The organism is Caulobacter sp. 602-1 (assembly GCF_003931565.1).
Taxonomy (GTDB): Bacteria; Pseudomonadota; Alphaproteobacteria; order Caulobacterales; family Caulobacteraceae; genus Caulobacter.
This window is the reverse complement of record NZ_RRYI01000166.1, coordinates 1-283: the sequence shown is the minus strand read 5'-3', so window position 1 is coordinate 283 and position 283 is coordinate 1. Positions and strand designations below refer to the sequence as shown.

Sequence of the window (283 nt, the reverse complement as noted above, 5' to 3'; positions counted from 1 at the left end):
CGTCGCCGGCCAGAAGGTCGACATCCAAGGCGTGACCGTCGGTAAGGGCTTCGCCGGCGCCATGAAGCGCTGGAACTTCGGTGGTCTGCGCGCCACCCCCGGCGTCTCGGTCTCGCACCGTTCGCACGGCTCGACCGGTAACCGCCAGGATCCGGGTCGTACGTTCCCGGGCAAGAAGATGGCGGGGCACCTCGGTCAGGAAACCGTCACGACGCTGAACGTCACGGTCTGGAAGGTCGACGTCGAACGCGGCCTGATCCTGATCAAGGGCGCCGTCCCGGGC

1 protein-coding gene is annotated in these 283 nt (G+C 67.8%); it reads left to right on the top strand.

From position 1 onward, the window contains the following. On the top strand, positions 1–283 hold a 283-nt coding region (gene rplC, locus EIK80_RS25740), incomplete at both ends, for a 50S ribosomal protein L3 (protein ID WP_148099154.1).